The organism is Streptomyces sp. NBC_01450 (assembly GCF_036227505.1).
Classification (GTDB): domain Bacteria; phylum Actinomycetota; class Actinomycetes; order Streptomycetales; family Streptomycetaceae; genus Streptomyces.
Window position 1 is genome coordinate 2,033,308 of record NZ_CP109480.1, and the last position, 23,156, is coordinate 2,056,463.

Annotated in this window: 17 protein-coding genes and 2 pseudogenes; 9 read left to right on the top strand and 10 right to left on the bottom strand. The window is 68.8% G+C overall.

Going from position 1 to position 23,156, the window contains the following annotated elements; genetic code table 11:
- The first annotated feature begins 323 nt into the window (after window positions 1-323).
- The 5 genes from OG568_RS09370 to OG568_RS09390 all read left to right on the top strand — a co-directional run bounded on the left by OG568_RS09370 (window position 324) and on the right by OG568_RS09390 (window position 7,490).
- Complete coding sequence (locus tag OG568_RS09370; RefSeq protein WP_329531089.1) at window positions 324-1,277, top strand: quinone oxidoreductase family protein; 954 nt, start codon at window positions 324-326, stop codon at window positions 1,275-1,277.
- Between the two features lie 106 nt (window positions 1,278-1,383).
- Window positions 1,384-2,250 carry an alpha/beta fold hydrolase gene (locus OG568_RS09375; RefSeq protein WP_329531090.1) on the top strand — a complete coding sequence of 289 codons (867 nt, stop codon included), beginning with the start codon at window positions 1,384-1,386 and terminating at the stop codon, window positions 2,248-2,250.
- A gap of 17 nt (window positions 2,251-2,267) precedes the next feature.
- A complete protein-coding gene (locus OG568_RS09380) occupies window positions 2,268-4,577 on the top strand; it encodes a CaiB/BaiF CoA-transferase family protein (protein WP_329531091.1) in 2,310 nt (769 codons plus the stop codon).
- Window positions 4,574-6,076 (top strand): AMP-binding protein, encoded by a 1,503-nt coding sequence (locus OG568_RS09385; protein WP_329531092.1) that lies wholly within the window; start codon window positions 4,574-4,576, stop codon window positions 6,074-6,076. Before OG568_RS09380 ends, OG568_RS09385 begins: the two co-directional genes overlap by 4 nt.
- A 271-nt stretch (window positions 6,077-6,347) precedes the next feature.
- Window positions 6,348-7,490 carry a glycoside hydrolase family 19 protein gene (locus OG568_RS09390; RefSeq protein ID WP_329531093.1) on the top strand — a complete coding sequence of 381 codons (1,143 nt, stop codon included), beginning with the start codon at window positions 6,348-6,350 and terminating at the stop codon, window positions 7,488-7,490.
- 83 nt (window positions 7,491-7,573) lie between these two features.
- On the opposite strand, the gene OG568_RS09395 is transcribed toward OG568_RS09390, so the two are convergent.
- From OG568_RS09395 to OG568_RS09425, 7 genes are all read right to left on the bottom strand, one after another.
- The gene (locus OG568_RS09395; RefSeq protein ID WP_329531094.1) at window positions 7,574-8,839 is read right to left on the bottom strand and encodes a metal-dependent hydrolase family protein; all 1,266 of its coding nucleotides are present in this window, start codon (window positions 8,837-8,839) and stop codon (window positions 7,574-7,576) included.
- A gap of 121 nt (window positions 8,840-8,960) precedes the next feature.
- Complete coding sequence (locus tag OG568_RS09400; RefSeq protein ID WP_329531095.1) at window positions 8,961-10,406, bottom strand: amidase; 1,446 nt, start codon at window positions 10,404-10,406, stop codon at window positions 8,961-8,963.
- The gene (locus tag OG568_RS09405) at window positions 10,403-12,349 is read right to left on the bottom strand and encodes an ABC transporter ATP-binding protein (protein ID WP_329531096.1); all 1,947 of its coding nucleotides are present in this window, start codon (window positions 12,347-12,349) and stop codon (window positions 10,403-10,405) included. Before OG568_RS09405 ends, OG568_RS09400 begins: the two co-directional genes overlap by 4 nt.
- Window positions 12,349-13,938 carry an ABC transporter substrate-binding protein gene (locus OG568_RS09410; protein ID WP_329531097.1) on the bottom strand — a complete coding sequence of 530 codons (1,590 nt, stop codon included), beginning with the start codon at window positions 13,936-13,938 and terminating at the stop codon, window positions 12,349-12,351. Before OG568_RS09410 ends, OG568_RS09405 begins: the two co-directional genes overlap by 1 nt.
- 69 nt (window positions 13,939-14,007) lie before the next feature.
- On the bottom strand, window positions 14,008-14,904 hold the full coding sequence (locus OG568_RS09415; protein WP_329531098.1) for an ABC transporter permease: 897 nt from the start codon (window positions 14,902-14,904) through the stop codon (window positions 14,008-14,010).
- Complete coding sequence (locus OG568_RS09420) at window positions 14,901-15,932, bottom strand: ABC transporter permease (protein WP_266631025.1); 1,032 nt, start codon at window positions 15,930-15,932, stop codon at window positions 14,901-14,903. Before OG568_RS09420 ends, OG568_RS09415 begins: the two co-directional genes overlap by 4 nt.
- A 122-nt stretch (window positions 15,933-16,054) precedes the next feature.
- Complete coding sequence (locus tag OG568_RS09425; protein WP_329531099.1) at window positions 16,055-16,222, bottom strand: hypothetical protein; 168 nt, start codon at window positions 16,220-16,222, stop codon at window positions 16,055-16,057.
- A gap of 510 nt (window positions 16,223-16,732) precedes the next feature.
- Between OG568_RS09425 and OG568_RS09430 the strand changes: the two genes are divergently transcribed.
- Window positions 16,733-17,698: a S66 peptidase family protein gene (locus OG568_RS09430; RefSeq protein WP_329531100.1), complete on the top strand. Its 966-nt coding sequence runs from the start codon at window positions 16,733-16,735 to the stop codon at window positions 17,696-17,698.
- Window positions 17,699-17,838: 140 nt separating this feature from the next.
- A complete protein-coding gene (locus tag OG568_RS09435) occupies window positions 17,839-18,141 on the top strand; it encodes a helix-turn-helix domain-containing protein (RefSeq protein WP_329536312.1) in 303 nt (100 codons plus the stop codon).
- Window positions 18,142-18,161: 20 nt separating this feature from the next.
- Here OG568_RS09435 and OG568_RS09440 read toward each other — a convergent pair.
- The 3 genes and pseudogenes from OG568_RS09440 to OG568_RS09450 form a co-directional block, all read right to left on the bottom strand.
- Window positions 18,162-18,716 (bottom strand): annotated as a pseudogene (locus OG568_RS09440) (IS630 family transposase); the annotation flags it as partial.
- A 95-nt stretch (window positions 18,717-18,811) separates the two neighbouring features.
- Window positions 18,812-20,062 (bottom strand): group II intron reverse transcriptase/maturase, encoded by a 1,251-nt coding sequence (gene ltrA, locus OG568_RS09445; RefSeq protein WP_329531101.1) that lies wholly within the window; start codon window positions 20,060-20,062, stop codon window positions 18,812-18,814.
- A gap of 555 nt (window positions 20,063-20,617) precedes the next feature.
- Window positions 20,618-21,346 (bottom strand): IS630 family transposase, encoded by a 729-nt coding sequence (locus OG568_RS09450; protein ID WP_329531102.1) that lies wholly within the window; start codon window positions 21,344-21,346, stop codon window positions 20,618-20,620.
- A gap of 273 nt (window positions 21,347-21,619) precedes the next feature.
- Here OG568_RS09450 and OG568_RS09455 point away from each other — a divergent pair, with 273 nt between their 5' ends.
- Together OG568_RS09455 and OG568_RS09460 are read left to right on the top strand one after the other, a co-directional pair.
- Complete coding sequence (locus OG568_RS09455) at window positions 21,620-22,444, top strand: IS630 family transposase (RefSeq protein ID WP_329531103.1); 825 nt, start codon at window positions 21,620-21,622, stop codon at window positions 22,442-22,444.
- 485 nt (window positions 22,445-22,929) lie between these two features.
- A pseudogene (locus OG568_RS09460) lies at window positions 22,930-23,141 on the top strand (IS982 family transposase); the annotation flags it as partial.
- Window positions 23,142-23,156: the final 15 nt, after the last annotated feature.

A 23,156-nucleotide genomic window follows, 5' to 3' on the forward strand; every position in this document is an offset into this window, starting at 1 on the left:
CATCGGGTCGCGTGCCGCGTCGGCCTACGGAACCGTTCCGCTGAACAGACCGGTCGCCCGGCACCGGTGCGAGAGCAGGCGCACAGCCGGGTTCGTGAGAAAGGAGCGGGGCGAGGGGCCGTCGGTGGGGTGTCCCGCTGAGCGGATCGCCGCCCGTGCGCGTCCGTTCCGCCGTGTTCTAGGGTGCGCACCTTCCCGCCACCGCTTCACGCCGTTCCAGGGGTCCGCGCCATGCCGATGACCTGCGCGGAGCGGCGGTCACGGGCGAGCCGGGAATCCAGCCGTGAGCAACGGGCGATGAGCAGTGGGAATGGAGTGGAATCGTGAGTGGTGAGACATCACGTGCGCTGGTGCTGGAGAGTTTCGGCACGCTGCCCCGGCTGGTGACACGGCCCTTGCCGGAGCCTCGCCCCGGCCACACCCTCGTACGGATGCTGGCGGCGCAGGTGGGTCACCTCGATCTCAACGTCGTCGACGGCGCGTTCGGGATCCTCCCGGACCTCCCGGCGGTGCCCGGCACCACGGGCTGCGGAATCGTGCTGGCCTCGGACAGCCATCCGGAGGGCCGCCTGGTCAGGATCAACGGCAAGGGGCTGGGACTGCGCCGGGACGGCTGCTGGGCCGACCACGCGGTGGTGCCCGACGCCGCCGTGATCGCCGTTGCGGACGGTACGGATCCCGCCCTGGCGTGCAGCTTCTTCTCACCGGCCGGCACGGCCTGGGCGGCGGTCCACTCGGTCGCGGCCGTGCGACCGGGCGAGCGGGTCCTGGTCACCGGCGCGGCGGGCGCGGTCGGGTCCCTGACGGTGCAGGTCGCCGCGCGGGCCGGAGCCGAGGTGATCGGCGTCGTCGGCCGCCAGGCCAAGCTGGACCACGTTCCCGCTGTCGCGAAAGCGGTCCTGGCGACCGAGTTGTCCGCCGAGGCCGTGGGAGGGCCGGTCGACGCGGTCGTCGACACCGTGGGCGGCCCGGTACTGCGGGACGCCCTCGGTCTGGTACGCCCGCGGGGGCGTGTCGCCCTGGTCGGCTACACCGCGGGACGTGAGTTCAGCGTGGATCTGGCGGACTTCCTGCTGGCCGACGTGGCGTTGCTGCCCGTGAACCTGATGACGCGGGGCAAGGAGGTCGCCGCGGACGCTGAGCGGCTGCTGGCGGAGCTGGCGGCGGGCGAGCTGAACCTGCCGATCGAAGGCTACGGGCCCGACCGGCTGCCCGAGGCGACGGAGCGGCTGCGGACCGGGGAAGCGGTCGGGAGGGTGGTGCTCGACTTCTCCTGAGCGGGATCGGCCGAGGACGACCACGGCCTCGCCACTGACCCGGTACGGCCCGCTGAGCGGACCGCACCGCTTGGACCGGCGGCCGGCGGCCGGACACCATCCGCCCATGGATCTCATGGACATTCAGACGCCCCCGCAAGGCGCCTACGCGCAGGCGGACGGCGTCGAGTACCACTTCGTCGAGATGGGCGAGGGCAGCCCCACGATCTTCCTGCACGGGGGCGGCCCCGGATGCACCGGCTGGTCGGACTTCGGGCAGGTGGCTCCGCTGTTCGCCGCGGACCGCCGCTGCTTCCTGGTCGACATCCTGCAGTACGGCAGGTCGGCGAAGCCCGTGATCAAGGGCCCGATGTGGGACTACCACGCGGCCAAGACCGTGGCGCTGATGGACTCCCTCGGCATCGAGCGCGCCGACTTCGTCTGCAACTCGTGGGGCGGGACGATCGCGCTCAACCTGGCCGCCAAGTACCCCGAGCGCGTACGGTCGTTGATCATCACGGGCAGCATGCCGGTCTTCCACGGCCCGCTCGCCCCGCTGCCGGAGGGCGGCCGTCGTGGACGCAACGCCCGCGACGTGTACTACGGCGGTGACGGCCCGTCCTGGCAGAAGATGCGGGATCTGATGGCACGCCTGGAGTGGTACGACCCGGAGGCCGTGCCCGAGGGCACCGTGACGCTGCGCTACGAGCAGAGTCTCGACCCGGAGGAGACCGCGCTCGCCGGCGCGTCGGACAACCCGCGCGGGGACTGGCAGGACCTCTCCGCCGACCTCGGCCGGATCGAAGCCCCCACGCTCTTCCTGTGGGGGATGTACGACGCCTTCCTGACCCCGGACTATCCCCTGATGCTCGCCCGCATGATCCCCAACGGCAGTCTGCACGTGATGAGTCAGGTCTCCCATCACCCCCAGGAAGAACGGCCGCACGACTACTACACCATCGCCACGGGCTTCCTGAACCAGCTCCACGGCTGACGGACAACGGAGGACACGTGACCGCATCGATCCCGCGCGTCGTCGAGCTGACCAGCCCCTTCACCCGATTCGCCGGCCGCTTGCTGGTCGGGCTCGGCCACGAGGTGGTGCTGGTGGAACCCCCGGAAGGCGATGAGACCCGACGCGAGCTCGAGGGCGACGCCTTCGCCCACTGGCACGCGGGGAAGCGCTCGGTGACCCTCGATCCGGCGGCGTCGCCCGCCGGGCTGCGCCGCCTGCTGTCGGGCGCCGACGTCCTTCTCGACGGCACCCCTGACGGCATGGAGGCGGTCGCCGGGGGCCTCGACCACCTCGTCCACGTACGTGTCACCCCCTTCGGGCTGGTCGGTCCTCGAAGCGGCTGGCAGGGCACCGATCTGGTGGTCGCCGCGCTGGGCGGGATGCTCGCGCAGGTGGGCGACCCCGACGGCCCACCGCTGCACCTGCCACAGGACCAGGCGGAGCATCTCGCGGGCGTCAACGCGGCGATCGCCGTCCTGCTCGGTCTCAGGGCGCGGCGCCGGGGGCCGGGGCAGCTCATCGACGTCTCCGCCCAGGCCTGCGTCGCGGCGGCCCTGGAGGCGGGCGCCCTCGCCCACCTGCACGAGGACCGGGTACCGCCGCGGCCGGGGCGGGTGCACCCGCTGGTCCCGCACGGGCTGTTCCGCGCCGCCGACGGATACGTGGGCGGCGGGCTCGGAGGCAGCCCCCGTATGTGGGACGCGTTGCTGGCCTGGCTGTGCGAGGAGGGAGCGCAGGCGGACCTGGCGGAGCCCAGGTGGCAGGACCCGGTCGAGCGCAAGAAGCACCAGGACCATGTGTTCAAGGTCGTCCAGGACTTCGTGGGCACCTGGCCCAAGGCCGAGTTCGCCGAGCGGGCCCAGGCGAGGAAACTGCCCTGGGCGGCCGTCGACCTGCCGCCCGAGCTGCCGGACAATCCGCAGCTCGCCGCGCGGAAGTTCTTCACGAAGGCCGGGGACCGGACCGACCTCGGCTTCCCCTTCGCGTTCCCCGAGGGCCGCAGGGTCGCCTCGCTCACCGTGCCCGGGCGCGGTGCCGACCAGGCCCTGCTCGACGAGCGGCGCCCGGCGCCCCCTGTGGGTGACGGCGGCTCACCCGGTCTGCCCGCCCTGGACGGCGTACGCGTGCTGGACCTGACGTGGGTGCTGGCGGGCCCCTACTGCACGAAGGTCCTGGCCGACCACGGCGCGGACGTCATCAAGGTCGAGTCCGTCCGGCGCCCCGATCCCACCCGGTTCGCGCCCTTCATGCACCTCTCCCGGGGCGACCACACCGACCCGAACACCAACGGCTACTTCAACGAGGTCAACCGCAACAAGCGCGGCATCGCCCTCGACACACGGACCGAGGAGGGCGTCGCGGTGCTCCGCGAGCTGATCGCCTCCTGCGACGTCCTCGTGGAGAACTTCAGCGCCACGGTCATGACCAAGCTCGGCCTCGGCTACGACGAGCTGCGCGAGATCAACCCGGGCCTCGTCTACGTGAGCATGTCGGGCATGGGCCACACCGGCCCGCGGGCCGGCTGGGTGTCGTACGCGGACACTGTCTCGGCCAGTTCGGGACTGACCGGGCTGACCGGCTGGGGACCGGACGACGTGGTGGGCGTGATCTACGGTCACGGGGACATCGTCGCGGGACTTCAGGCGGCGCTGGCCACGGTCGCCGCACTCGAACACCGCACGGAGACCGGCCGCGGACAGCACATCGACCTGTCCCAACTCGAGGCGATCACGGCCCACATGGGGACGAGTCTGCTGACGTCGTCACGGTCGCCGATCGGCAACACGCACCCCCGATGGAGTCCGCAGGGGGTGTACCGGTGCCTCGGCGCGGACCGCTGGCTGGCCGTCAGCGTCCGCTCGGACGAGGAGTGGACCGCCTTGTGCGACGTGATCGGGCGTCCCGAACTGGGCGTGGACAACCGGCTGCGCACGGCGGACGGCCGCAGGCGGCAGAGAACCCTGGTCGACGGTGTGCTCGGCGAGTGGGCACGGAGCCTCCCCGCCGACATGGCCGCCGAGCTGCTTCAGGCACGGGGGATTCCGGCGGGGGCGGTACAGGACGGTCGCGATCTGGTCGAACACGAACCGCAGTTGAGGGCACGGGGATTCTACGTCCGCCGGGAGCACCCGGTCGCGGGTGCCTTCCTGCACGAGGGCGTGCCCATCCGGCTCACCGGCACACCAGGTTCCGTCCGCGGGCCCGCGCCCGTGCTCGGTGCCGACACCGACGAGGTGCTGCGTGAGGTGGCGGGCTTCACCCCTGACCGGCTGCGGCGCCTGCACGAGGGCGGAGTGCTGCGTTGAACGGCTTGACCGTGCCGGCACTGGTCGAGGCCGCGGGTGAGAAGTTCGGTGACCGGATCTTCCTGCGCGCAGGAGACACCACGCGGACCTACGCGCAGACCCGCGAGGCCGCGGCCACCATGGCCGGAGCGCTGGCCGCACTCGGCTGCCGGCCGGGCGACCGGATCGCGGCGCTGATGTCCAACCGGATCGAACTCGTCGACCTGATCCTCGGCTGCGCCTGGCTCGGTGCGGTGGTCGTGCCGTTGAACACCGCGCTGCGCGGCCGGTCGCTGCGGCACGTGCTGCAGACGGCCGGGCCCAAGTTCCTGTACGCCGAGCCGGAGTTGGCGAAGCACGCCGTCGCGGCCGGACATCGTGGGGTGGTCTGGGAGGTGGGCGGGCAGCACGCTCCGCTGCCGGGCAGGGCCGAGGCGATCGGCCCCGCCCCGGTCCGACCGCAGGACACGGCCGCCGTCCTCTTCACCTCGGGCACCACGGGGGCGGCGCGCGGTGTGCGCTGCCCTCAGGCCCAGTTCGTCCGGTGGGGCCGCAACGTGTCGGACGCTCTGCGCCTCACCCCCGACGACGTGCTGTTCACCTGCCTCCCACTGTTCCACACCAACGCTCTCAACACGCTCGCGCATGCCATGACGGTGGGCGCGAGCTGTGTCGTGGGCGGGCGGTTCTCCGCCTCGCACTACTGGTCGCAGGTCGCCGATGCCCGTGCCACGGCCGTCTATCTGCTGGGCGCGATGATCCCCATGCTGCTCGCGCAGCCGCCCGGCCCGCAGGACCGGGCACACCGGGCATGGCGCGGCCTGTCTCCGGCGACCCCGGAGCCGATGTGGAAGCCTTTCCGGGAGCGCTTCGGGGTCACCCTCGTCGACGGGTTCGGCTCCACGGAGACCAACCTCGTCATCGGCGCGACACCCGAGGAGTACCGGCCCGGCTACATCGGCACCGTACGCGCGGGCTTCTGCGCGCGGGTGGTCGACGAAGCCCTCGATCCCGTCGCCGACGGAACGCCCGGCGAACTCGTCGTACGCAGCCACCAGGAGTACGCCTTCTGCACCGGCTACCTGGGAGATCCCGAATCCGCGCCCGACTCCTGGCGCCGGACCGGCGACCGCGTGGTCCGCGAACCCGACGGCTGGTTCCGCTTCGTCGACCGCATCAAGGACGTCATCCGTCGTCGCGGCGAGAACATCTCCTCGTACGAGGTGGAGTCGGCCGTTCGCTCCCACCCGGCGGTCTTTCAGGCCGCCGCGTTCCCGGTGGCCTCGGAGTTGGCCGAGGACGAGGTCATGGTCGCGGTCGTCGTCCGGCCCGGCAGAGCGCTGGACGCGGCCGACCTCGCCCGGCACTGCGCGCGTGAGCTCCCGCCCTTCGCCGTGCCCCGGTACATCGAGACCGTCCTCGCCCTGCCGCTCACCGAGACGGGCAAGGTACGCAAGGCGGAGCTGCGGGAACGGGGCGTCACCCCGGGCACGTGGGACCGCAGCGCCGAGCGGCTGTGACGCTCCATTCCGGCCATCAACTACCGGAAGATTCAAGGATGTTGACGACACCAGGCCTGACTGGGATGGTCTAGACCTAGCACTGTGGGGAGTGTTCGGCGCTTCTCCGGCCGACAGAGCGACACAGCCGGGCCGGACAGCGATGGCAACCGCCGCTGCCGTGAGGGCCTGTACCGAGTCCGCCGCTTCGCTCCGAGGCACGGCGGCTCCGACCGCGGGCGACGACGAACCTTCCCCGCGTTCACGCCGGATCAAAGGAGTGACGTCCACGATGTCCATCCCCCACCTCAGACCGTTCTCCCCCAGACACCTCGTCCGCGCCCGCCTCACGGTCGGCACCGTCCTGGCCGCTGTCGTCGCCACGCTGTTCACCGTCGCACCCGCCCAGGCAGCGGACGGCCAGATCACCGGTTTGGCCGGAAAGTGCGTCGACGTGGCGGGGGCGAGCAGCGCCAACGGCACCGCCGTTCAGCTCTACGACTGCAACGGCACCAACGCCCAGACATGGTCCAACCCTGGTGACGGAACCCTGCGCGCGCTCGGCAAGTGCCTCGACATCGTCGACCGCGGCACCGCCGACGGCGCGGCGGTCCAGCTGTGGGACTGCGCCGGCAGCGCCAACCAGCAGTGGGTGGTCACCGCGGCCCACGACATCGTCAACCCGGCCGCGAACAAGTGCCTGGACGTGCGTGACAACAACAGCGCCAACGGCACGCGCCTGCAGATATGGACCTGCGCCGGCACCGCGAACCAGAAATGGAACGCTCCCGCCGGCGGCGGTGGCAGTTCCCCGTCGGGCTTCGTGGTGACCGAGGCGCAGTTCAACCAGATGTTCCCGAACCGGAATTCCTTCTACACCTACAGCGGGCTCACCGCGGCCCTCAGCGCCTACCCCGGTTTCGCGAACACCGGCAGCGACACCGTGAAGAAGCAGGAGGCCGCCGCCTTCCTCGCCAACGTCAGCCACGAGACCGGTGGACTGGTGTACGTCGTCGAGCAGAACACCGCCAACTACCCGACCTACTGCGACTGGAGCCGGCCCTACGGCTGCCCGGCGGGCCAGTCCGCCTACTACGGTCGCGGGCCCATCCAGCTCAGCTGGAACTTCAACTACAAGGCCGCCGGCGACGCGCTCGGCATCGACCTGCTCGACAACCCGTGGCTGGTGCAGAACGACGCGTCCGTGGCCTGGAAGACAGGCCTGTGGTACTGGAACACCCAGACCGGCCCCGGAACCATGACCCCCCACAACGCCATGGTCAACAGCGCCGGCTTCGGGCAGACCATCCGCTCCATCAACGGCTCCCTGGAATGCGACGGAAGGAACCCGGCCCAGGTGCAGAGCCGCGTCGACGCCTACCAGCGTTTCACCGCCCTTCTCGGCGTCAGCCCCGGCGCCAACCTGTACTGCTGACGCGAGCCCCCGCAGGACAGTCGCGGTGTGCGCGGACACGGGCGATACGGTCCGCGCACACCGCTTCCATGACGTGCGTCTCTCTACCGGACGGCCCCCGACAGCGTGTGCTTGGCCAGGCGGCCTTCCTGCATCACCAGCACCACGTTCGCCGGGTCGCCGAGAACATCGATGTCGGCGAGCGGATCACCGTCGCACACGATGAGGTCGGCGGTCTTTCCGGGCTCAACGGTACCGAGGGTCTCGTCGAGCCCCAGCAGCTGAGCGGCGTTCAGCGTCCCGGCGCGTATGACGTCCAGCGGTGACAGGCCCAGTTTCACCATGTGGCCGAGTTCTTGGAGGTTCTGGGCGTGCGGGACGGCCCCCGCGTCGGTACCGAGGGCCACTTTCACTCCGCGCCGGACCGCCTCGCTCAGCCGCTCCATGGCGGCATCGGCCATCCGCATCTTCTTCTCGTAGGCCGCGGCGGTGTAGCGATCCCGCCCCATATGGAAGGTCGACAGAGTCGGCACCACGAACGCGCCCTTCTCCAGCATGAGATCGATGCCCTCGTCGTCGACGAGATAGCCGTGTTCGATGCTGGACACGCCGCCGCGCAGCGCGTTCTTGATGCCCTGCGCGCCCTGTGCGTGCGCGGCGACCGGCCGACCGCGATGGCGACGTGTCTCGTCCACGACCGCCGCGATCTCCTCGACGGTCAGGCCCTCGTCCTCGGGCTGGTCGCTCGGGCTGTTCACGCCCCCGGTCGCGCAGATCTTGATGACGTCGGCACCGTCGTGGAGCAACCGCCTCGTCGCCAGCCGAACCTGGACGGGGTCGTCCGCCAGTTCGCCGAAGGGTTCAGGAAGGGCGGCCGAGGGGTCGAACCCGCTCGGCAGGCTGAAGTCGGCGTGTCCGCCGGTGTGACTCATCAGCCTCACCGCGACGTGCAGTCGGGGCCCCTCGATCAGGCCCTGCGCCACCGCGTCCCGGTAGCCGGCATCGATGCCGCCGAGGTCCCGCGCCGTCGTGATCCCGGCATGCAACGTCTCGCGCATGCGCCGCGCCCGTTCGAAGACGGTGACCGTCGGCCGGTTGGTCAGCAGTCTCCCCCTGAAATCGGCGTTGCTGTCCATGAGGAAATGCACGTGGCAGTCGAAGAAACCCGGCAGCAGCGTGCGTCCACCGAGATCGATGACCGTCGCGGCGTCGACCTCCGGCTTGGAGCACTCCGGACCGACATAGGTGAACGTGCCGTCCTCCACCACCACGGCCACCGACTCGACGGGGGCGGCACCGGTTCCGTCGATCAGGCGAGCGTTGGTGAACACGGTGGGGCCCGGCGGTCGATGTGCGAGATTCTCGGTCATTTCCCACTCCTGTCCCGCGAGAGGCGCGGCATCAGAATTTCCTGTCCGACGAGTCGGATCACGCGTTCAGGCCGCCCTGGGCGAACAGCCGGTCTCTCGAAGGACTTCTTCGAGGGATGCCTCATCGGCCGCCGTCCTCCGCCTCGCCCGCGAAGACCGGAGGCCGAAGCGCGGCCCAGGGGCGCTCTGCCTCCAGTTGTGCCGCCACGGAGACCAGCAGGTCCTCCCGCCCGTAGGCCGCCGCCAGCTGGATCCCGATGGGCTCGCCGGACTCGGTCAGGGTGGCGGGAACCGCGATGGCGGGCTGACCGGTCGTGTTGAACGGCGCGGTGAAGGTGAGAACGTCCACCGACCTCTGCGGGCCGTCGGCTTCCTGCCACGGCCAGCCCACCGGTTTCGGCGGGGTGGCGAACACCGGGCTCAGCAGCAGGTCGAATTCCCGCCACCAGTCGGCCATGCCGGCGCGTAGCCTCTCCTGCCAGGCAAAGGCGTCGGCGAGCTCCAGCCCGGTGATCTCCCGCCCGCGCCGCAGCCAGAACCGGGTGACGACGTCGAGGTCGTCAGGACCCGGCCGCTCACCCAGTTCCGCGCTCAACGCCTCGACGGTCTGCACCACCGTGACACTGAGTGCGTCGAAGAACGCCTTCAGGCACATGGGGTCCAGCATCGGCTCGGGATGGGCATGCTCGACCTCGTGTCCGAGCCGCTCGAGTATCCGGGCGGTGTCCAGCACGGCCTCCCGTACGCAGGGCGTGACCTGCGGCGCATGGGCGGGGGCATGGGCGAGGACACCGATCCGGAGCCGTCCCGGATCACGACCGACCAGAGCGGCCAGGCCACCCGCCGGAAGGGGGGCGGGCCCGCCCCGGTCTCCCGGCGCGCCACCGCTCACCGCGTCGAGCACCGCGGCGGTGTCGCGTACCGTCCGGGTGACCACCGCGGGGACACTGTGTCCCCATCTGCTGGGCCTGCCCGGGCCCGCGCTGATCCGCCCCAGGCTCGGTTTCAGGCCGACCAGGTGACAGAACGCGGCCGGCATCCGGATCGAACCGCCACCGTCGCCCCCCTGCGCCACGGGCACCATGCCCGCGGCGACCGAAGCCGACGCGCCGCCCGACGAACCACCGGACGTCACATCCGTGCGCCAGGGATTGCGAGTGACCCCGTGGACGCTGCTCTCACTGACCGAGAGCAGGCCGAACTCCGGAGTCGAGGTCTGGCCGACGACAACGAAGCCGGCCTGCCTGAGCCGTCGGATGACGACGGCATCCTCCCTGGCGACGCGGCCGTGCCTGGCCACCCACGCGGACCCGAGGTTCGACGGGTCGCCCTTGCTGTCGTTGAGCGCTTTCACCAGCGTGGGCACTCCCGCGAAGGGGGCGTCCCCGCGGATCCGCCCCGCCTCGTCGAGCGCCTGTTCGTACCGCCGGTGGGTGATGGCGTGGATCCGCGGATCGGTCGCTTCGATGCGCTCGATGGCGGCCTCGACCAGCTCTCGCGGTGACGCCTCACCCCGCCGGACCAGTTCCGCCTGGGCCACCGCGTCCATGGTGACCGGCACCCTCATACGCGCGTCTCCTCGTCTGCGGGGAAGTGACAGGCCACGGCATGTCCCGCCCGCACGGTGGACAGTCCCGGAGTCTCCACCCGGCAACGGGTTTCGGCCTTGGGACACCGTGCCGCGAACGCGCACCCCTGGCCTTGTGCCTGCTGGTCGCGCGATGCCTCGTCCGCCTGGCGCACCGCGCCCGCTTCGGGCCGGTCACGTGGATCGGGCGACGGAACGGCTTCGAGCAGCGCCCTGGTGTACCAGTGCGCCGGCGAGGCGAACAGTGCTTCCGCCTCCGCGATCTCCACGACACGGCCCGCGTACATCACCACGACCCGATCAGAGATGGCCTGGACCACCGCGAGGTCATGGGAGATGAAGACGTAGGTCAACTCCTCCGCCCGCTGGATCCCGAGCAGCAGATCCAGTACCTGTGCCTGCACGGAGACGTCCAGCGCCGAGGTGGGCTCGTCCAGGACCACGACCTCGGGCCGCGCCGCGATCGCGCGTGCGATGGCGATGCGCTGCTTCTGGCCGCCGGAGAATTCGTGCGGCAGCCGACCCGCGGCTTCCGGCGGCAGGCCGACCTCCGCCAGTACCTCGTCGATCCGCTGACGCGCCTCGTCACCGGTCACGCCGCTCGTGGCCAGTGGCTCGCGCACCGAAGTCGCCACCCGCAGCTTCGGGTTGAGCGAACCCGCCGGGTGCTGGAACACCATCTGTATGGCCCGCCGGAAGGACTTCAACCGCTTGCCCCGGAGCTTGCCGTAGTCGGCTCCGTCCATCTCCAGCCGGCCCGAGGTGGGCCGGTCCAGCCGGACCAGCATCTTGGCGAGGGTGCTCTTGCCCGAACCGGACTCGCCGACGACACCCAGCACCTCTCCCCTGTTGACGCGCAAGGAGACGTCCCGGACCGCGTGCACGGCATGGCCCCGTGAGCGGAAACTGCGGCTCAACCCGTCCACCGCGAAAAGCGCGGAGCCGTCCGGACCGGCGTTCCCATCGGCACCGGCTCTCCTGCCCGGACCGGCTTTCCCGTCCGGACCGGCTTTCCCGTCCGGACCGGCTTTCCCGTCCGGACCGGCTTCCCCCTCCGGCGCGTCCGCCGGTCGGTGCCGGATGCGACTGCCCACCTTGGGCACCGCGCCGAGCAGCATCTTCGTGTACTGCGAGGCCGGACGCAGAAGCACCTCCTCCGCGGCGCCGGTCTCGACGATCTCGCCGTCCCGCATGACCGCGACCCGGTCCGCGGTCTGTGCGATCACCCCGATGTCGTGCGAGATCAGCAGGATCGCGACACCGAACTCGTCGCGGATCGTCCTGAGCAGCCGCAGGATCTCCGCCTGCACCGTGACGTCCAGCGCCGTCGTCGGTTCGTCGGCCAGGAGCAGCCGTGGTTCGCCCGCCAGCGCGAGCGCCATCGCCACACGCTGCCGCAGTCCACCGGAGAGCTGGTGCGGGTACTGGCGTACCCTGCGTTCCGGATCCGGCACGCGCACCCGGCTCAGCAGATCGAGCACCGCCCGCTGCCGCGCCTCACCCTTCAGACCACGGTGCCGTGTCACCACCTCACCGATCTGCCGGCCGATCCGCATGCTCGGGTCCAGCGCTCCCATCGCGTCCTGGAAGACCATCGCGACGTCGCCACCGCGCAAGCGCGTGAGCGCCTTGTCGTCCGCGGCCGCCAGGTCGGTGCCGCACACCTCGAACAGATCGGCGGACACCCGCGCCTGTTTCGGCAACAGTCCGAGGCAGGCCATCGCCACGGAGGTCTTCCCGCTCCCGCTCTCTCCGATCAGACCGACGATCTCCCCGGCCCGGACCGTCAGGTCGATCCCACGGACGCTGGGCGGCGCCATGCCGAACCGGACGCTGAAATCACGAAATCGCAGTACGGCTTCCGCGCGCCGCTCGTCGTCCTTCTGTGTTTTCCCCGTGCCATCCACGGCAGCGACGTTCATCACCGCTCCGTCGCGATCCAGGCGTTCTTGAGGAACATCCGGGTACCGGACGCTTCGGTCCTGAACCCCGCGACCTTGCTGGACCACACGTCGTACTCGGTGGGTGCGGCATAGGGGACGAGGATGTACGCCCGCTGTGCCACGTACTTGTTCAGTTCCTGGTACATCCGGCTGCGGTCCTGGTCGCTGCCCGCCTTCTCGATGGCGTCCGACATCCGCTGCCACAGCTCCGGGTCGTCGACCTTCGTCGACTTCGCCTTCTTCTCGAACCACAGGCTCAGGTACTGACTGGCGTCGGCGTTGAGGGAGGACGTCAGCTGGATCATGTCGGCGTTCCAGTCGCCGGACAGCAGGTTGCTGATCAGTTGCTCGAAGGGGACCTGGGCGATGTCCACCGTCACGCCGATCTTCGACAGCTGCTCCTTGATGAGCTGTGCGGTGGCGAGCTTGTCCGGCCGGTTGGACCGTATCGCCAGCTTGAGTTTCACGGCTTTCGCCCCCGACTGGGCAAGGAGCTGCTTCGCCTTGGCCGGGTCGTACTCGGTGTTGGGCAGGTCACCCTTCTGGCCGGACAGCACCGGGTCCCCTGGCGGGATGATCCCGGAGGCGACACCGGCCCCCTGTGACCCGATGCTGATCAGCTGCTTCCTGTCGATGCCGAGACTGATCGCCTGCCGCACCTTCTCGTTCGCCAGCGGCCCGTCCAGGGTGTTCAGGCCCAGCCAGTAGGCGCCGACGTCGTATTCGTCGCCCACGGTGAACTTGCGCTGTTTGAGCGAGGCCGCGTTCTTGGGCAGGCCGACCTGGATGGTGTCGACGGTCCCCGACTGCAGGGCCTGCACCCTGGTGGACTCATCGGGTATGACCCGGTAGTCGATCTCATTGATGTACGGCTTCGACTTGTCCCAGTAACCGCCGAACCGAACGGTCTTGATGAGGGAGCCTTCCCGGAACTGTGACAGCTTGTACGGCCCCGTCCCGTTCTCCTTCGTCTTGAGGTCGTTGGCCGGGTGGGACCGCACCCACTGCTCGCTGACGATGCCGGCGCTCCAGGGTTGGGCGAGCAGGTGCAGCAGGGACGACTGCGGCTGGGCCAGCTTCACCACGACCTTGTCGTCGCTCGGAGCGGTCACGTCCTTGAACTTGTAGAGCGACGCGTACGGCGAGTGCACCGCGGGATCGACGATCCGTTTGAGGCTGAACGCCACGTCACTGGCCTTCAGCACCCGCCCGTCGTGGAACGTGACATTGTGGCGCAGCGTGAACTCGTAGCTCGTCGGCGCCGTCTGCTTCCACGAGGTCGCCAGTGCCGGCCGCAGGGAACTGCCGTCGCTTCCGAGGGAGAGGAGGCCCTCGTAGAACTGTGCGGCCATGCGCTTCGCGTCGAGCGCCTGGGCCAGGGCGGGGTCGAGCCCGCTCAGTGGCTGACTCTCGTCACCGACGACGAGGGTGCCGCCGCGGTGCGGCGCGCCGCCTCCCGTACCGGACTGCGCTTGGCCGCCGCCTCCGCAACCCGTGAGCGCCATCGACGCGGCGGTGATCGCCGCCACAGTGAACGCCAGTCTCCCGACCGGCTTGAGTGATGTCATGGTGAGGCCTCTTTCTTTCCGTGCCCTGGAGAAGGAACAGTTGATCGCTGCCGCTGTTTACGGCACGGGTCAGACGACGGAACGGCGTGAAACCGCGAAGCCCTCGCCTATGAGTCCCCATCCGACGGAGGACAACAGCAGGGCCCCGCCGGCGCCGAGGACGAGCCACGGGGAGTCCGTCAGGTAGTTCTGCGCCTCGGCGACCATCCGGCCCCAACTGGGGGTCGGCGGCTGAACTCCCAGGCCGAGGTAACTGAGCGCCGACTCCAGCAGGATGACGATGGCCGCCGAGTTGGCGAGCTGAACCATCATCAGAGGGAGGACGTTGGGGAGCAGATGCTTCAGGACGATCACGGAGGACCGGACTCCGGAGATCCGCGCGGAGAGCACGAATTCCAGCTCCCGGACCTCGAGGCACCGCGCCCGGACTATGCGTGCGAAGTGCGGTAGCGACACCAACGAGAGCACCGCGATCAGGGTCGTCATCGAGGGCGAGAAGACGGTCACCGCCGCGAGTCCGAGCAGCAGCGACGGAAACGACAGCAGCAGGTCGACCCCGCCCATCAGCAGGGTGTCCAGCCATCGACCGCCCACACCGGCCGCGAACCCGACGGCCGAACCGGCCACCAGTGCCAGCAGCGAACCCGCCAGCGCGATCGACAGCGAGGTGCGCCCGGCGACGCACAGCCGGACGAAATAGTCCCGCCCCAGATCGTCCGTGCCGAGCCAGTGGGTCCCGTCAGGAGGGGAGAAGGGCGCTCCGGCCACCTCGTTCGCGGAGAACGGCCGGATCAGGGGCGCCACGTACGCCATGGCGAACAGCGCGACCAGGATGCCGAGACCGAAAGCGACCCCGACGCCCGGCCAGTAGCGCCGCAGCCTGGAGCGAGGTGCGGATCCGTCGGCCGTGGATTCCTTTGGGCTCGGGTCGGCAGGCGCGTCCGAGAGAACCGGTGACTGACTCATCGCGCGTCACCCACCTTGGGATCGATCATCCGGTGGAGCAGGTCCACCACGAGGTTCATCACGATGTAGGTCAGTCCGAGCAGCAGGATGCACGCCTGTGTCACCGCGTAGTCCTTCTGCAGCAGCGAGTTCACGGTGAGCTGGCCGATGCCCGGGATCGCGAAGACGTTCTCGATCAGGAGGGAGTTGCCGACCAGGCCCGCCAGTTGGAGCCCGGCCACCGTGACCACCGGACCCGACGCGTTCCGCAGTCCGTGCCGGAGCGTCGACTCCCATCGCGTCGCCCCGGTCGCCAGAGCGGTACGCATGTAGTCCTGTTCGTAGACCTCGATCATCGAGGTGCGCATGAACCGGCACAGGGTCGATCCGAGCGGCAGTCCCAGAGCGAGCGCGGGCAGCACCACACTTTGCAGGTTCCGCACCGGATCGTCGGAGATGGTCACGAACCCGACGGCCGGCCACCTCGGGGCGACGAACGACGCCAGCAGTACCAGGCAGAGACCGAAGACGAACACGGGAGTCGCCAGTCCGAGAAAGGCCGACCCACGGGCCAGCCGATCGAAGAGCCGGCCCTGTCGAAGGGCCGCGAACGCGCCGGCCGGCACGCCCCACAGGACCGACACCACCGTGGCGGCCAGAGCGAGCTCCAGGGTGTTCGGCAGTCGTTCCTTGATGAGCTCGATGACCGGCAGACCGTTGTAGACCGACAGTCCGAAGTCACCGTGGAGCAGCCTGCCGAGCCACAGCAGGTACTGCTCGGTCACCGGATGGTTCAGTCCGAGATCCTCCGCCAGCCGTGCCCGGGTCGCCGCGTCGGAGTACGGCCCGGCCAAGACCTCCGCCGGATTGCCCGGAAGCAGCCGGACGAGTCCGAAGGCGACGACCGACAACACGAACAGGACGGCCAGCCCACGAAGGACCCGTCGAGCGAGGAAGGGTATCAGCGGCGGCAGGCTCGTCGCCCACCTCACCAGGCCCGCGGCCACCAGGGGCCGACTGGGCGGGCCCAGCCCGGAAACATGCTGCATCCCAGGGCCTCCCGTCGGGATGGGTACTGAGTGCGGTCCCGCTCGGGACACGTACTGAGTACGGCGGATAGTGAGCGGTACCTTGCCCATTCGGAAACGGAGGGCGAAGCCACTCGTCCCGCTCAGCGGACCCCGGTGCGCCAGGACAGCGCGACACTCCGGCTCTTCGCCGAACAGCGGGAGGCGTTCGGCCGTACACGGACCGCGTAGGCCGGATCGTGGCGGCTGAGCAGGTAGTCGAATCCGTGCTGCAAGAACACGGATTCGCAGTAGCCTCCGTCGTACGCCATCGCGCACACCGTGTGGTCCCCAACTGGTCCCCGCCAAAGGAGTGCTGTTCTGCCATCAGGGAGCCGTACTCGTAAGAAGACAGCGAGGGCGACGGCCGCCGCAAGCAAGGCGAACAGGTGGGGGCACCGGCTGATCCGCGAGAGCGCGTCAGCAGCCGTGTCTGACAATCGGTTGGGACGGCCGCTAAGTGGTCGGCTCCGGAAATCCTTCGGGGGTTGACTTCGAGGCCCGATTCTGTGTCGGTTCGTTAGAGGTCTGGGGCGGCGAGGTCGGGCTGGCAGGCACCGTCGAGGCGTCCTCGGGGTACCGGTGAACGTTCCTCGGCACCAGCCATCCCCGGGTCACCGTCATGTCAGCGTGGAGGTGGTCGGCGACCGTTGGCCTCCTGTCGAGATTCCGGGGCCTGGCTTGATCGCGTCAAGGTGGCGGAATACCAGCGGTACGCTGCTTGGCTGTCCGCCGTTGTCGATCAACAAGGAGGCCCTATGCCTACCATCCGTCGTCCCCGTGTGCTGCGTTCCGGCGATCTCGTGGTCGTCACCGCGCCCTCGGGCCGGCTTGAGCCCGGTGAGGAGCCGCTGCTCGCTCGCGGTGTGGCGATATTGGAGCGGATGGGTTTCCGCGTGCGGGTCAGCCCGATGGTCGACCCCGCGCGGAGCCGCTGGTGGGCGGCGGGCGCTCCGGCGGAGCAGGCTGCCGAGCTCAATGCGCTGCTCCGGGATCCGGAGGTGCGGGCCATCGTCGCGCACACCGGTGGCCAGGCGACCATTGGTTATCTCGATTTGATCGATCTGGATGCGGTCCGGGCCGACCCGAAGCCGATCCTCGGCTACAGCGACATCTCGCTGCTGCACATGGCGTTGTACGCCAAGACCGGCCTCGTCGGCTTCCACGCCGACATCGCCACCCACGGTTTCGGCAGCGATTGGTACACATTGGGCGACGAGGCCCGTCGGTCCGAACTCGTCGACCTCTACGCCCGTGTGCTTACCAAGGCCGAGGCGCCGGGCGTGCTGCCGGCAAGGGGGACTTGGGAAACCTGGCAGCCGGGCCGCGCGCAGGGACCACTGGTCGGCGGCTTGCTGAACCGCCTGGTCCAGTTGCAGGCGACACCATTCGCACTGGCCGCCGAACGGTTCGACGGCGCCGTCTTGTTCTGGGAAGAGGTACGGCGGCCGGTCACGCGGATCTGGTGCGACCTGCATACCTTGCGGTTGTCCGGTGTGCTGGACCGGATCGCGGGCATGGTGGTCGGCATCCCGAGTGAGGTCACGCCCTACGAGGGCGGCGGAGACCAGGTCGGTCTGCGCGACGTTGTGCTCGACGTCCTGGCGCAGCGTGACATCCCCGTCCTCGCCCAGGTCGACTTCGGCCACACCTCGCCGAACCTGCCGCTGCCCCTCGGCGTCCGCGCGGACGTGGACGCGGACAACCGGATCCTGTCCCTGCTCGAGTCGGCGGTCGCGGAACGCTGAGTTCTGTTGGATCCTGGCACGGATTTCGGCGGGCTGCGGCCCGTCGTGATCCGCTTCTCCCGATCGGCCCGTCTGCCATGCCCGTTGCCCCGGCCTGCCCGATAGTCCTGACCGCCACCGAACGTGAGCGGTTGAAGAGGATGGCTTACGGGCACAAGATTGAGCACCGGCTGCGGAAACGCGCACAGGTCATCCTGCCTGCGGCACAGGGACGATCCAACGCGCGCATCGCCCACGAGACGGGCCTGCACTTGGACACGGTCCGCGTCTGGCGCGGCCGCTTCGCCCGCGGCGGGCTGCGGGCCCTGGCCGACCGCAAACGCTCCGGACGTCCCGCCCTGTTCACTCCCGTGCAGGTCGCCGAGGCCAAGGCGCTGGCCTGCCATCTTCCCGCCGAGACCGGCATACCGCTGTCGCGCTGGTCGTGTCCGGCACTAGTGTGATGCGCCAGAAATGCTGAGGGTTAGTTCTCCTTTGTTTCCTGGTTGTTGGTTCCGACCTTGGTGAGGTAGCCGGCGAGGGAGTTGAGGATTTCGTCGGCGGTCTTGGTCCAGGTGAAGGGCCGCGGGTTCTCGTTCCAGGTGTCGATCCATGCGGCGATGTCGTCCTCCAGGGCCTTCACGGAGGTGTGGACGCCCCGGCGGATGAGCTTGTCGGTCAACAGGCCGAACCACCGCTCGACCTGGTTCATCCAGGAGGAGCCGGTCGGGGTGAAGTGGACATGGAAGCGGGGGTGCTTGCCCAGCCACGTCTTGATCTCGGCGGTGTTGTGGGTGGCGTAGTTGTCACAGACCAGATGGACATCGAGTCCAGGGGGCACGGCCTTGTCGATCGTGACCAGGAACTTCTTGAACTCGATGGCCCGGTGGCGGCGGTGCAGCTCCGATATGACGGTGCCGTCGGCGATGTTGAAAGCCGCGAACAGGCTGGTAATGCCATGCCGGTAGTAGTCATGAGTACGCCGCTCGGGCATGCCCGGCATCATCGGCAGCACGGGCTGGGACCGGTCCAGGGCCTGGGTGAGTAGCCGGGGAGGATTTCACTCCCCGGCTCTCTCAGAACCGTGCGTAAACCTCTCGGCTTACACGGCTCCCATCATCCAGTCGTACACGGTCACGGCTTGACGAGTTTCCAGTGAACGAAGAGCCCGGGGAACCGCCTGGCATGACGGCTCAGGGCCTCTCGCGCTCTCGCTCGCTTCCGCTTGAACCGCTTGTACTTGCGGACGAGCCACCGCACCAGATAGTCGTTGATGCGGTTGAGGGTGGAGAGCAACGCAGACGGGTGAAATCGCCCAAAGTAGTTGATCCAGCCCCGCACGACCGGGTTGATCTCCCGGGCGAGCTCCTCCAGGGTCGTGTCACTACGCAGGTGCAGCCGCCAATGGCGAATCTGCATCCGGATTTGCTTGGCGGCCTCGTCGCTGACGGCCGGATTGAAGCCGAAGAAGTAATCTCCGCGCTTCGTCCGGAGCCGTCGCACGCGAAACCCGTACCCCAGGAACGTGAACGAGGTGTGCTCGGCCGAGCCACGCCTGTTCCTGTCCTTGCAGTACACGATGCGGGTCTTGTCCGGATGCAACTCCAGACCACCGCACTCGGCCAGCCGCCCGCCGATGGCCTGACGCACCTGGTGCGCCTGGGCCTCGTTGCGGCAGTGGACCACCACGTCGTCGCAGTACCGCTCGAACCGGACGCCGGGGTACTCCCGGGCCATCCACGTATCGAACGCGTAGTGCATGAAGAGGTTGGACAACACGGGTGAAACCGCCGAGCCCTGTGGGCTGCCGCGGTCCCGGGCTTGCAGGCTGCCGTCCGGCCTCTGCAGCGGGGCTTTGAGCCATCGCTCCACATACAGCAGGACCCACCGCAAGTCGGTGTGGTGCGCGACCGCCTTGAGGACGAGATCATGATCGAGGTTGTCGAAGAAGCCCCGGATGTCCAGATCGATCACCCAGTCCGTCCTCCAACACCGTTCCCGGCATGCCGCGACCGCATCCAGCGCACTGCGGCGGGGCCGGTAGCCGTAGGAGTCCGGGTGGAACCCAGGTTCCACCAGTGGCTCCAGCACCATGGCCACCACCGTCTGCGCGATTCTGTCCGCGACCGTGGGCACGCCGAGGACCCTGACTCCGCGTCCTCCTGGCTTGTCGATCTCCACCATCTTGACCGGCGGCGGGAAGTAGCAGCCCGACGACATGCGATTCCACAGCTTGTAGAGGTTGCCCTTCAGGTCTGCCTCGAACTGCTCGATCGACTCGCCGTCGACGCCCGCCGCACCCTTGTTGGCCTTGACCCTCAAGTACGCCTCGAACACCAGGTGTTTCGAGATCTCAAACGACTTCGATCCGCTCGTCTGGCTCATCCCGGGCACTCCGGTTGGCCACCAAGCAGACCCGGACGATCCGTCCCCTTCGCTCCATCCGCATTACCGGACTTCGCCGCTACTACGAGACGGTCCGCCCCCGTGCCCCGCATCGGTACTCGGCCCCTCGCGGTTTTGTCCGCTTGGAGTTCTCCCTCTCGCCGCCGGCCCACCGGGCCGACTGCAATATCGGGGCGACAGGTTCCCACGTTCCGCGCAAGAGCCCGGGCCAGGCTCGCGCCGCCTCCATGCCGGACGCCGTCCGGGCAGTCAACAGGCTTCCCCCAGACTTGTCCCGGAGCCCAGATCATGCCCCGGTTTCGACGCCAATGAGAAAGATTACGACACGTCATCAGCGGTTCGCTCACGCTCGCCTTCCTGACCCATACCTGACGCGATCACTGCCGCGCCTTTTCCGCAGCGCTCACCACGACCGGCACTTAACCGACGCAGCCTGCGGTGGTTTGGAACCTCCCCCTGTAGGGCGACTCCGGAGGACCTACCTCCATCTCCTGCACAGCACCGCTTCCAGAAGCTGTTACATCAACGCCTCCTTCAGCGTTCGTGGCACACGATCTGCGACTTCTCATCCACGCACAGCACCACCGCCTTCTCGGGCGGGTGGTGGTACAGGCCGACGACGTCGACGACCTTCGCGACGAACTGCGGGTCGGTGGAAAGCTTGAAGGAGTCCTGGAGGTGCGGCTTGAGGTCGAACCGCTTCCAGATCCGTCCGATGGTGGATTTCGACAGGCCCGTGCGCTGGGCCATCGAGGCCCGTGACCAGTGCGTGTCCTTGCCCGGAGTGGACTCCAAGGTCGCCACGATGACGTCCTCGACCTGATCGAGCAGGATTGAGGGCGGCCGGCCCACCCGGGGCTCGTCGGACAGGCCGTCGAGGCGTTTGGCGATAAACCGGGCCCGCCAGCGTTCCACCGTCGACTCGTCAACACCGAGGTCGATCGCGGCCTGCCGGTTCGTTCCGCCCTCCGCGCAGCGCAGCACGATCCTTGCGCGCAACGCCAGATACTGGGCGGTCTTCGCCCGCCTCACCCACCGGGTGAGCTGATCCCGCTCAGCCTCACTCAGGACCAGGTCAGCCTTCGGCCGACCGATACGAGCCGCATCCTCAAGCCCGGCCAGCCGCTCAGCAGCGAACTTCCCGCGCCACTTCCTCACCGTCGACACCGTCACGCCGACCTCTGCCGCCACACGCGCATTCGGCGCACCACCCGCGCACGCCAGAACGATGCGCGCCCGCTCCACAAAACGCGGCGCCACCACCCCACTTACCCAACGGGACAACTCCGCGCGCTCCTCAGCGGACAGAGTGACTTCAACAGCACGAGGACCCGGTGACATGAAAACAGGCTAACGACTTAGCCCCGAAATTTCTGGCGCATCACACAAGTGCCGCGGCAGGCAACGTTCGCCCGTCAAGGAGCGGCGTCCGGTGCGTGCTCTCGGCGTGCCGGCCGGAAGTCCTCGTACTGGACGTACTTGGGCTTTCGGCCGGTGCGGCGAGAGGGCGTGCCGGGCGTCGCGACGGGGCGAACGTTGCCTGTCGCGGCACTAGCCGCCGAGCTGACCGCGCGCGGGATCACCGACAGCATCTCCGCTTCCACGGTGCGCCGCTGGCTGCGCGAGGACGCGATCAAGCCCTGGCAGTACCGGTCCTGGATCTTCATCCGAGACCCGGACTTCCGCGCCAAGACACAACGCGTCCTGGACCTGTACGCCCGCACCTTCGAGGGCGTCGCGCTGGGTGAGGACGAGTACGTCGTCTCCAGCGATGAGAAGACCTCTGTCCAGGCCCGCTGCCGTTGCCATCCCACCCTGCCCCCGGGCCGGGCCCGGGCGATGCGCGTCAACCACGAGTACGGCCGCGGCGGAGCCCTGGCCTACCTGGCCGCCTATGACGTCCACCGAGCGAAGATCATCGGCCGCTGCGAGCCCAAGACCGGCATCGTGCCCTCCATGACCCTGGTCGAGCGGGTCATGACCCAAGAGCCCTACGCCAGCGCAAGACGCGTCTTCTGGGTCGTCGACAACGGTTCCTCGCACCGCGGCAAGAAGGCCTCCGACCGGCTCGCCGCCCGATTTCCCAACGCCGTCATGGTCCACACCCCCGTCCACGTCTCCTGGACGAACCAGATAGAGATCTTCTTCTCCGTCGTACAACGCAAGGTCGTCACACCGAACGACTTCACTGACCTTGATCAGGTCAGGAACCGGCTCCGAGCGTTCGAAGACCGCTACAACGCCACGGCACAGCCGTTCCAGTGGAAGTTCACCACCACCGACCTGGACGGTCTGCTGGCCAGACTAGATCGGCACACACTCGCCGACCAACAAGAATCCTCCGTCGCCCCGGCCGCATGATCAACCCCCGAAGGATTTCCGGAGCCGACCACTAAGTTCCGCCGCGTTCGACGGACGATGGCGAGAGATGCTCGGACTCTCTGTCTGGATACCAAGCCCTGCAGGCGGGCAGGCACGCCCCGATCGGGCCCCAGGAGATTGACTTGATCACGAAGGGTGGTGACCCGGCCGTCACGACACCCGCGACGCTTGCGGTCTGTCCCACCGTGTGAAGGGAGACCAGCGTGGACAGTGAGGCGCTCACTTCGGCGGTGCGGAGGCTGCTGGACGAACCGCCTGCGGATCCAGAGTTGGAGGTCTCAGGCGTCGAGCAGGCCGCAGACGCGGTCCGTCTCCTCGACCGAGGACTGCGTGGCGGGTTGGGCGCCTACCGCAGCATGGCGGCGGGCGCGCAGCAGGGCGCCGAGTCGCTATCGTCCGACCCCCTGCAGGTGCTCTCCGAGTTCGTGCAGAACGCCAACGACGCACGGACCCGGCAACTGCGCGTGAAGACAGAGTTGGACACCCTCGCGACCGCACTCCATGTGAAGACCGACGATCTGCTGAAGGCGTCTCCACATCTCGCGCCATGGCGGCCTGCCGTGGGGATCGCCCCGCAGCTCACCGACGCCGAACTGGTCACACTGGCGATGTTGCAGGCCATGCTCGGCTTCACACCTCTGAGGCCAGGTGGCTCCGCCACGCCCATTCCCACCTGCTGTCGTGTGAGGGC

Bases quoted from the DNA above. Each gene is read 5' to 3' on its own strand.
- OG568_RS09375 (WP_329531090.1), top strand. From the start codon at position 1,384: ATGGATCTCATGGACATTCAGACGCCCCCGCAAGGCGCCTACGCGCAG.
- OG568_RS09390 (WP_329531093.1), top strand. From the start codon at position 6,348: ATGTCCATCCCCCACCTCAGACCGTTCTCCCCCAGACACCTCGTCCGC.
- OG568_RS09395 (WP_329531094.1), bottom strand. From the start codon at position 8,839: ATGACCGAGAATCTCGCACATCGACCGCCGGGCCCCACCGTGTTCACC.
- OG568_RS09400 (WP_329531095.1), bottom strand. From the start codon at position 10,406: ATGAGGGTGCCGGTCACCATGGACGCGGTGGCCCAGGCGGAACTGGTC.
- OG568_RS09405 (WP_329531096.1), bottom strand. From the start codon at position 12,349: ATGAACGTCGCTGCCGTGGATGGCACGGGGAAAACACAGAAGGACGAC.
- OG568_RS09410 (WP_329531097.1), bottom strand. From the start codon at position 13,938: ATGACATCACTCAAGCCGGTCGGGAGACTGGCGTTCACTGTGGCGGCG.
- OG568_RS09415 (WP_329531098.1), bottom strand. From the start codon at position 14,904: ATGAGTCAGTCACCGGTTCTCTCGGACGCGCCTGCCGACCCGAGCCCA.
- OG568_RS09420 (WP_266631025.1), bottom strand. From the start codon at position 15,932: ATGCAGCATGTTTCCGGGCTGGGCCCGCCCAGTCGGCCCCTGGTGGCC.
- OG568_RS09425 (WP_329531099.1), bottom strand. From the start codon at position 16,222: ATGGCGTACGACGGAGGCTACTGCGAATCCGTGTTCTTGCAGCACGGA.
- OG568_RS09435 (WP_329536312.1), top strand. From the start codon at position 17,839: ATGGCTTACGGGCACAAGATTGAGCACCGGCTGCGGAAACGCGCACAG.
- ltrA (WP_329531101.1), bottom strand. From the start codon at position 20,062: ATGAGCCAGACGAGCGGATCGAAGTCGTTTGAGATCTCGAAACACCTG.